At 40.6% G+C, this 9,424-nt stretch carries 8 protein-coding genes and 2 tRNA genes; 8 read left to right on the forward strand and 2 right to left on the reverse strand.

Going from position 1 to position 9,424, the window contains the following annotated elements; translation table 11 throughout:
• Nucleotides 1-61 precede the first annotated feature (61 nt).
• Together GQR46_RS11260 and GQR46_RS11265 are read left to right on the forward strand one after the other, a co-directional pair.
• Nucleotides 62-146: transfer RNA gene (locus GQR46_RS11260), tRNA-Leu, on the forward strand.
• A 39-nt stretch (nt 147-185) separates the two neighbouring features.
• A tRNA-Gln gene (locus GQR46_RS11265) sits at nt 186-260 on the forward strand.
• 35 nt (nt 261-295) lie between these two features.
• Here GQR46_RS11265 and GQR46_RS11270 read toward each other — a convergent pair.
• Together GQR46_RS11270 and GQR46_RS11275 are read right to left on the reverse strand one after the other, a co-directional pair.
• Nucleotides 296-1,885 carry a bifunctional diguanylate cyclase/phosphodiesterase gene (locus GQR46_RS11270; RefSeq protein ID WP_165740994.1) on the reverse strand — a complete coding sequence of 530 codons (1,590 nt, stop codon included), beginning with the start codon at nt 1,883-1,885 and terminating at the stop codon, nt 296-298.
• A gap of 154 nt (nt 1,886-2,039) precedes the next feature.
• Entirely contained in the window at nt 2,040-3,296 is a 1,257-nt protein-coding gene (locus GQR46_RS11275) for an FAD-dependent monooxygenase (protein ID WP_165740995.1), read from the reverse strand.
• Between the two features lie 169 nt (nt 3,297-3,465).
• Here GQR46_RS11275 and miaB point away from each other — a divergent pair, with 169 nt between their 5' ends.
• From miaB to GQR46_RS11305, 6 genes are all read left to right on the forward strand, one after another.
• Nucleotides 3,466-4,914, forward strand: a complete 1,449-nt coding sequence (gene miaB / locus GQR46_RS11280) for a tRNA (N6-isopentenyl adenosine(37)-C2)-methylthiotransferase MiaB (RefSeq protein ID WP_010554713.1) — start codon at nt 3,466-3,468, stop codon at nt 4,912-4,914.
• Nucleotides 4,915-4,964: 50 nt separating this feature from the next.
• On the forward strand, nt 4,965-6,023 hold the full coding sequence (locus tag GQR46_RS11285) for a PhoH family protein (protein WP_165740996.1): 1,059 nt from the start codon (nt 4,965-4,967) through the stop codon (nt 6,021-6,023).
• 4 nt (nt 6,024-6,027) lie between these two features.
• A complete protein-coding gene (ybeY, locus tag GQR46_RS11290) occupies nt 6,028-6,486 on the forward strand; it encodes an rRNA maturation RNase YbeY (protein WP_002958542.1) in 459 nt (152 codons plus the stop codon).
• Between the two features lie 22 nt (nt 6,487-6,508).
• Nucleotides 6,509-7,393 (forward strand): CNNM family magnesium/cobalt transport protein CorC, encoded by an 885-nt coding sequence (gene corC, locus GQR46_RS11295; RefSeq protein ID WP_165728904.1) that lies wholly within the window; start codon nt 6,509-6,511, stop codon nt 7,391-7,393.
• The gene (gene lnt, locus GQR46_RS11300; protein WP_346766801.1) at nt 7,374-8,924 is read left to right on the forward strand and encodes an apolipoprotein N-acyltransferase; all 1,551 of its coding nucleotides are present in this window, start codon (nt 7,374-7,376) and stop codon (nt 8,922-8,924) included. Before corC ends, lnt begins: the two co-directional genes overlap by 20 nt.
• Before the next feature lie 98 nt (nt 8,925-9,022).
• On the forward strand, nt 9,023-9,424 hold a 402-nt coding region (locus GQR46_RS11305), incomplete at its 3' end, for a hypothetical protein (RefSeq protein WP_165740997.1).

Below are 9,424 nucleotides of genomic sequence, written 5' to 3' on the forward strand. Positions count from 1 at the left end.
CCAAGGAAAGTTGGATAAAAGAATTGCTCTAGCTTAGAGTTTAAATTAGCAACTTAGTGATGCGGGAGTGGCGGAATTGGTAGACGCGCTGGATTTAGGTTCCAGTAACTTAGGTTGTGAGAGTTCAAGTCTCTCCTTCCGCACCATGTTCTTATTAAGAACTAAAACTAATTCAAATTTATAGTTGGGATATCGCCAAGCGGTAAGGCACCAGGTTTTGATCCTGGCATTCCCAGGTTCAAATCCTGGTATCCCAGCCAATTTGACTCCCCTATCTAAAACTTCTCAATACTCATTAAATTAAACTTACTTTTTCTGCACCTAAATAAACATTTATAAATTCATCTATATTTATTGGTTTGCTATATAAATACCCTTGTAAATAATCACAGTTAAGACTCAACAACGCCTGTTCTACCTCTTTAGTTTCTATTCCTTCAGCAACTACATCGCAATTTAATCGACTCGCTAAAAACAATGTAGATTCTACAATGGCGTAATCAGGTGAGTTAGTAAGCATATCTTTGACAAACGACTGATCAATTTTTATTTGATTAATTGGCAGCTCTCTTAATAACGACAGTGACGAAAAGCCAGTACCAAAGTCATCAACACTAAATTTAAACCCGCGCATACTCAACTGTTGCATCATTTTTCTAGCAGCCGGTATATTTGTCATCATTGCACCTTCTGTAATTTCAAAAATTAACGAGTCGCTTAATGTAGGGTCGGTTGCGAGTAAACTAATTATAAAATCGTAAAACTCGCTGCTTTCAATATCTTTCGTTGATAAATTGACATGTATAGTACCGGTGAAACCAAATAGCTTGAGCTTTCTAATATGATTAACGGCTTCTTGTACAACCCATTTCGATAAAGGAAAAATAAGCCCTGTACGCTCAGCTACGGTTATAAACTTTTCTGGACTAATAAAGCTACCATCATCTTGCGGCCATCGGATAAGCGCTTCTAGGCCATGTAATTGCAGATCTTTAGAGTCCATTATGGGTTGTAAATAAAGCTCAAACTCATCTTTATGTAATGCCACTTTAATTTTGGCTGATAAATCAAAAAAGTCCTCAGCTCGTTTACCTATTGCAGATGAGTAATTTACCAAAGGTTGAAATGTTTTTTTAGCTTCATGCAGTGCCAAGTCAGCTTTTTTTAATAGCTGATCGGGCAATCGGCTATCATCAGGAAAACGGCTTACGCCTATACTTAATTGTATTTTAACCATTTGCTCATTCGTACAAAACGGACTTTTGACGGCTGAGTTTATAATGTTTACACAATAATTCATGCTTTCATCTGTATCGGTATGCAATAAAAAAGCAAACTCATCGCCACCTATTCGATATAACTTAGCAATGCCGCATAATTCTTTATTTAGTTTATTGGCAAATGCAGCCAAGAGTTGGTCACCACACTGATGCCCAAACGCATCATTAATTTGTTTAAAGTTATTTAAGTCGATATAAAATAGTGAAAATGGGGAAGGATATTCAACTTGTTTACTTAAAGATTTAAAAAATTTATCGCGGTTAGGTAGAGTTGTTAAGTTATCGTGCTCAGTTTGATATTTTTGATACTGCGTTGCTTGCTCTATTTTAAGAATACTTTTTAAGCTCAGTTTAATAACTAAAAAAACAAACCCACCACCGCCAAGTAACAACATAGCCACCATATTCATAACGACGGGTGCAATGTCGTGGTTTGAAAAATAATAGAGTATCCACCAATACCCTATAATAAAAAAAATAATAGCGCATAGCAGTACACTCCATGCTCTTTGCGATGTTTTTTTGCAAACTTTAACGGTTGTTTTTAAGCTAGCAACAAGCAGTAGCGCACCTAAAATAATTATTACTGTAAAAAAATTATCCACACACAGGCTCTTTAAAGTTATTAAATTGCGATTTAGTGATGTAACACCAGTTAAATTAAAACCGTGTTCAATATAGCCGAGTCACTATTTGCTGACTTAAAAACAGACATAAAAAAAGGCTCATAAATGAGCCTTTCTAATATCTACTTTAAATTTAGCCTAAATCACCACTAATTGCGTATTTTAAAACCCAGTTTTTTATTGGCCCCGTATTATTAGCCATTTTTAAAAACTGGCTGCGTGCCCATTTAAGTGGCGTAATTTGATTAGAAAACCCAAAGTAACACGCGTCCATCATGCTCATCATTAATAAATTAGCCCTGCGGCGAGCTCGCTCGTATTCTTTAAGTTTTAGTGGGCAACCTATATCTCCTGCTTCGTTTAAAACCTCAGCAAGTGCCACTACGTCCTGAAAACCTAAATTAACGCCCTGCCCTGCAAGGGGATTAATTGTATGTGCAGCGTCGCCCACTAAAACCAAGCGCCCTTGCGAATAATTATTCGCATGTTGGCGAGTAAGCGGAAATACTGCATGGGTTTGTACTTCAAAGTCTCCAGCAAGTTCTGGGAATTTATTCAGAATGTGCGTTTTTAACTGAGTTGGGCTTAGCCCTTTAAATGCTTGCAATGTATTTGCATCGTCGTACCAAATTAAATTAGCGTACGGTGCCTGCATTGGTAAAAATGCTAACGGCCCACTTGGTGTAAACTGTTGCCATGTTTTAATTTGTTGCGGTGCATCGAGTTTAATTAATACCCCCATGCAATGCTGTTGGTACTGCCAACCCGTAATACCAATATTAGCTTTAGCACGCAGCTGTGATTGCCCACCATCGGCGGCAATTACTAAATCAGCCGTATAGGTTTGATCACCATACACAAGCGTAATTAAATCATCCGTTTGCTCTATTTTAGTTACCGGCAATGACTGCTCAATAACCTCAATCTTATAATGCCCAAATTGCTGCCACAAACTTGCTTGAATTAAACTATTTTCAATCAAGTGGCCTAAATGTGTCGTGTTTATGTCGGCGCAATCAAATAATAAATTGTCACCACCGCGCTCAAAAGCCTCTAATTGTTGATAAGGTGCTATGCGGTTTTGCCTTAAAAGAGGCATTGCCCCTAATTCATCAAGTAAATTTTCTGAAAAACGATTAATGGCAGACACTCTAATATCCACCTTATCGCTACTAAGAATGTGCGATGGGTCTATTAGGTGTTTTTCAATTATGCGCACACCAAAGCCTTGCTGAGCCAGCTTTATCGCCATAGCTGCGCCAACCATGCCCCCGCCAACCACTATCACATTATTTTTGGTCATGTTTTTCATCATTTTATTCTTACTTGAGTCTGTTTTGATTGTATCAAAATTAATTTGTTTTATACCAGAGGATATCCCTAACAGCACATTAAACTCGTCCTGTATTGATTTGAGATCACAAACATGAAAACTATACTTGGATCTGGGCGGGTATCCAGCTAAAATACGCCTCCTTTAAGTGAGCATGCTTGCTCCTTAATCCTGTTTCTAGCACATTTTTGTGCCACTATCGAATTGAACACGAGGCAATATTTCAATGAGCAAAAAGCTGCATATTAAAACCTGGGGTTGTCAGATGAACGAATACGACTCTCAGAAAATGGCTGAACTTTTAGATGCCACCAACGGCTACCAGCTAACTGATGATGCAACAGATGCCGACGTAATCTTACTTAACACCTGTTCAATTCGTGAAAAAGCACAAGAAAAAGTATTTCACCAGTTAGGTCGTTGGAAATTGTTAAAAGACGACAAGCCAGACTTAATAATTGGTGTAGGTGGTTGTGTTGCCTCACAAGAAGGTGACTCTATTCGCCAACGCGCACCATTTGTAGATGTTATTTTTGGCCCGCAAACATTGCATCGTTTACCAGAAATGATTAAACAAGTGCAAGGCAACAAAGGTTCATCGGTTGTTGATATTTCATTCCCAGAGATTGAAAAGTTTGACCGCCTGCCAGAGCCAAAAGCGGATGGCCCATCTGCGTTTGTATCAATTATGGAAGGCTGTTCTAAATACTGTACTTTTTGTGTTGTACCATATACTCGCGGCGAAGAAGTTAGCCGCCCAGTAGATGACGTACTACTTGAAATTGCACAGCTTGCTGAGCAAAACGTACGTGAAGTAAACCTACTAGGCCAAAACGTAAACGCATACCGCGGCGACACACACGATGGCGAAATATGTTATTTCTCAGATTTGATTCGTCTTATTGCTGCTATTGATGGTATTGACCGTATTCGTTACACCACATCGCACCCGGTAGAATTTACGCCTGATATAATCGACGTTTACGCTGATGTACCAGAGCTTGTAGATCACTTACACCTACCAGTACAAAGTGGTTCAGACCGTATATTAAACCTAATGAAACGTGGTCATACGGCAATTGAATACAAATCGACAATTCGTAAGTTACGCAAAATTCGTCCTAACTTAAGCATGTCGTCAGATTTCATTATTGGTTTCCCCGGCGAAAGTAAAGAAGACTTTGAAGCGACCATGAAGCTTATTAGCGACATTGGTTTTGATATGAGCTTTAGCTTTATTTACAGTGCACGCCCAGGTACGCCAGCGGCAGATTTGCCAGATGACGTAACAGAGCAAGAGAAAAAAGAACGCTTATACTTACTACAAAACCGTATTACACAAATGGCGCAGCAAATTAGCCGTCAAATGTTCGATACAGAGCAACGTATACTTGTTGAAGGTCCTTCTAAAAAGAACCCAATGGAATTACGTGGCCGTACCGAAAATAACCGTGTAGTAAATTTTGTTGGCCCGCACACAGTGATCGGACAGTTTGTTGACGTACGTATTACCGAAGCACTACCTAACTCTTTACGTGGTGACTTAATTCGTACAGAATCAGAAATGAACTTACGACGTGAAATCGCTCCTTCAGCTATTTTAACTAAAGCTGCAGCTGCAGAGCCAAAACCAGACACTGTTAACGAAATTGGCGTAGCTACTTTCGTTCCTTAGTCACACTATTAGCGCCAGTTAACGCTGGCGCAGTACTATAGGAAGCAATTTTGAGTAATCAGTTAAAAACATTAGAGATTTATTTAGAACCTGCCGATAACAAACGCCTTTCTTCTTTATGTGGCCCGTTTGACGAAAACATCAAACAAATTGAACGCCATCTGGCTGTTGAAATAATTCACCGTGACAACTTTTTTAAAGTAACCGGTAAATTACACAACTGCGCCGGCGCTGTAGAAATCTTAAAAAACCTTTATGTTGATACTCAACCAGTTCGTGGTGTTTTAGGCGAAATAGAACCCGAAGCCGTTCATTTAGCTATTACCGAATCAAAAGCCCTAGAGCAAGACGCATCAAGCAGTGCTTACGGCAAAGATATGGTGATTAAAACACGCCGTGGTGTAATTAAACCACGTAACGATAACCAAGGTGTTTATGTGGCTAATATTTTACACCACGACATTACCTTTGGTATTGGCCCTGCTGGTACTGGTAAAACCTACCTTGCTGTTGCTGCCGCCGTTGACGCCCTTGAGCGCCAAGAAATACGCCGTATATTATTAACGCGTCCTGCTGTAGAAGCGGGCGAAAAGCTTGGCTTTTTACCTGGCGATTTAAGTCAAAAAATAGACCCATACCTGCGCCCTCTTTACGACGCGCTTTTTGAAATGCTAGGTTTTGAAAAAGTAGAAAAGCTCATCGAAAAAAATATCATTGAAGTCGCACCGCTTGCTTACATGCGCGGACGTACTTTAAACGATGCATTTATTATTTTAGATGAAAGCCAAAATACCACCGCCGAGCAAATGAAAATGTTTTTAACTCGCATAGGGTTTAACTCAAAAGCGGTTATTACAGGCGATATTACACAGGTTGATTTACCACGTGGTACACGCTCAGGCCTTCGCCATGCAATGGAAGTACTTGATGGTGTAAACGAAATTAGCTTTAACTACTTTAAAGCCCAAGACGTAGTACGCCACCCTGTTGTAGCACGCATAGTTGAAGCCTACGAGCGTAACGACGAAAGCGAGCGACTAAAGCGCATTGAAAAGCAAAATGCAAAAGACGCACTTGCTGCTCTTCAACAGCCTACTACTAAAGAGTAATACTTTGACAACCGAACTTGATTTACAAATAGCGTGTGAGTTTGACAACCTCCCAAGCGAAGAACAATTTGCACTGTGGGCCGACAAAGCCCTTAGCCAATATCGTGATGAGTCAGAGCTCAGTATTGTTATTAGCGACGAAGCGCAATCGCAACAGCTTAATAACGACTATCGTGGTAAAAATAAACCGACCAACGTACTGTCGTTCGAATTTGAAGCACCACCAGGAATAGATATTCCCTTGGTTGGTGATTTAATTATTTGCCCAGCCATTGTATTAGCTGAAGCAATTGAGCAAGAGAAGTCATTTCATGACCACTTTGCCCACATGGTTATTCACGGATGCTTGCATTTGCTTGGATTTGACCATATAAAGAGTGACGATGCTTTAGAGATGGAAAGCATAGAAAAGCAATTACTTGCAGAGCTGAACATAGCAGACCCATACCGGGACGATATTTAAATTAACGGAGCAATTAGACGCAATGAGCGACGGTAACTCGCAATCTAGCCAGGGTTCTTCTGGCAAAACGTGGTTGGGCAGAATAGCTCAAATGTTGCAAGGGGAACCCCAGAATAGAGAAGAGCTGGTCGAAGTTATTGCCGATGCGCAAGAACGAGACGTAATCGATCCAGAAACAAAAGAGATGATAGAAGGTGTGCTTGGCGTGTCTGAGCTTAAAGTGCGAGACATAATGGTTCCGCGCTCACAAATGATCACTCTTGAGATCGACAAACCGCTTGAAGAGCTAATTCCAATGATGGTTGACTCAACTCACTCACGCTTTCCGGTGGTGATTGAAGATAAAGATCATGTAGAAGGTTTTTTGCTCGCTAAAGATTTATTGCCACTGATCTTAAATAAAGACGAGCACTTACCATCAATACGCGATTATTTACGCCCAGCAATGGTAGTACCTGAAAGCAAACGTGTTGATACACTGCTAAACGAATTTCGTCAGCAACGCTACCATATGGCTGTTGTTATTGACGAATACGGCGGCGTATCGGGCTTAGTAACGATTGAAGATATTCTTGAAATAATTGTTGGCGAAATCGAAGATGAGCACGACGAAGAAGAAGAACATCAAGATATTCGTCGACTTGCTAAACATGTTCACGTAGTGCAAGCACTCACACCTGTAGATGACTTTAACGAGCATTTTAAAACAGGTTACAGCACAGACGAAGCCGATACTATTGGTGGAACTGTACTGCACGCATTTGGCCACATGCCAAGCCGTGGTGAAACGATTGACATAGAAGGTTACCAATTTAAAGTAACCAACGCCGACAATCGTCGTATTTTGCAACTGCAAGTCACCGTTCCTAAGGATGATGATAACGACAGTGAAGAAACTGCTAACTAGACTTACCCTATTAGCAAAAGATAAAAAAGCATGGCTCGCACTGGTTGCGGGCCTTGTTTTAACTTTTGGCTATGCCCCCTTTGAAATTTGGCCCATTGTATTTATTAGCCTTGGTGCCATATTTTTTTGCATTAACCCTAATAATACCGGTAAAGCACACGCAAAAACCGCTGCTAAATATGGCTTTATATTTGGTCTAGGTTGGTTTGGTGCAGGTATAAGCTGGGTCCATGTTTCTATTGCCACCTTTGGCGGAATGCCGCTTATAGCGTCACTCTCATTAATGGCTTTTTTGTGTTCCTACTTAGCGTTATTTCCAGCCCTTGCCTTTTGGGCAACCACACACTTTGCCACTGGCCCTAAAAGCTTTGGTGCATTACTCATTGCTTGCTTTGCAATTAGTGAATATTTACGCGGAACAGTACTTACAGGTTTTCCGTGGCTAAGTTTTGGCTATACACAAACCGATGGACCACTTAGGCTGCTTGCCCCTTATATTGGCGAGTTTGGCTTAACCCTCGTGTGCATCGCTATTGGCTTTGCACTTTATCGCTTAACCCAAAAAGATTTTAAAACCCCGGCGGTTACTGCGACAGCTGTTGCGCTTATTTTTGCAGGCGCAAGCACCACAGGCAGTATTCATTACACAGGTAAAAACATGTCGGTATTACTCGTTCAAGGAAACATACAACAACACCTGCGCTTTGAGCCAAGTGAGTTTTGGACCACAATGAGCAAATACCAAGACCTGACACGCCCTCATTGGGATGCCGACTTAATAGTATGGCCCGAAGCCGCAGTGCCCGAAATAGAAATGCTTGCTGATTCCTACCTAGCCAATTTAGACAGTGCAGCCTCGTTTAATAAAACCGCCCTTGTAACCGGTATTGTTGACTATCAACGCGACACTAAAAACATATTTAACACACTTATTGTGGTCGGTAATAAAGAACGCGGCGACGATCATGGGCATTATCATTACCTAGATAAAAACCGCTATCAAAAACACCAGCTATTACCGATTGGCGAATTTGTACCGTTTCAAGACTTTTTGCGCCCTATTGCCCCGTTATTCGATTTACCTATGTCGTCGTTTACGCGTGGCGACAAAGTGCAAAACAACTTACGCGCCAATGGCTTTAATTTACTTCCCGCTATTTGCTACGAAATTGTTTTTGCCGATTTAGTACGCGGTAATTACAAAAGCGACTCCGACCTACTCTTTACTGTAAGTAACGATGCCTGGTTTGGCGACTCCATTGGCCCACTGCAACACATGCAAATAGCCCGTATGCGGTCGCTCGAACTACAACGCCCTCTAGTGCGCGTTACCAACAATGGTGTAAGCGCCGTATACGACCCTATAAGCCACACACAACAAACCATGCCTCAGTTTGAAGCTACTACATTAAAAGCCAACATTAAGCTTATAAAAGGCGACAGCGTGTACAGCCAATACGGAAACATGTTTGTGTGGGGATTTGTGTTGTTGTTGGGAGTTATAGGTATTGCTAGAAGACGTAAGCCGTAAGCCGTAAGCCGTAAGCCAGTTTATTCGTAGGTTGGGTTGAGTGCCACGAAACCCAACAAGTTAATGGATAATAATCATCGTTTTCAAGGATGGAAGAAGTGCCGTATTTTAAATCAATTGCTCAAAACTCTAATACCATTTCACTGCTGATGTGCTGTGCGCTGATGTTGGTGTTTATTGCTGCATTTTTCCCAAGTGCCTTAATTGTGGATAATGAACTTGGACTTAAACCTGAGCATATTCTTTCAGCAATTATTAGCGTGTTAATGTTTTTAACGTCTGTGATTTCGATATTGATTGCGAATAAATCTTACTTAATTTCAAAACAAGCAAATGACTTAAGTGAAAAAGTCTTTCAATCGCAAGCTGAGCAACTTCAATCTCAAGAGTTTTATCAGTTATATGAAAGGTTTGAAAAAAGAATAAAAAAAATTGAAGAAGAAATGAAGGTCAACATTTACACTGAAGGATTAATACTTGAGTATTTATCAGGGGGAAAT

This window comes from Pseudoalteromonas sp. Z1A6, from assembly GCF_011378745.1.
GTDB classification, from domain to species: domain Bacteria; phylum Pseudomonadota; class Gammaproteobacteria; order Enterobacterales; family Alteromonadaceae; genus Pseudoalteromonas; species Pseudoalteromonas arctica.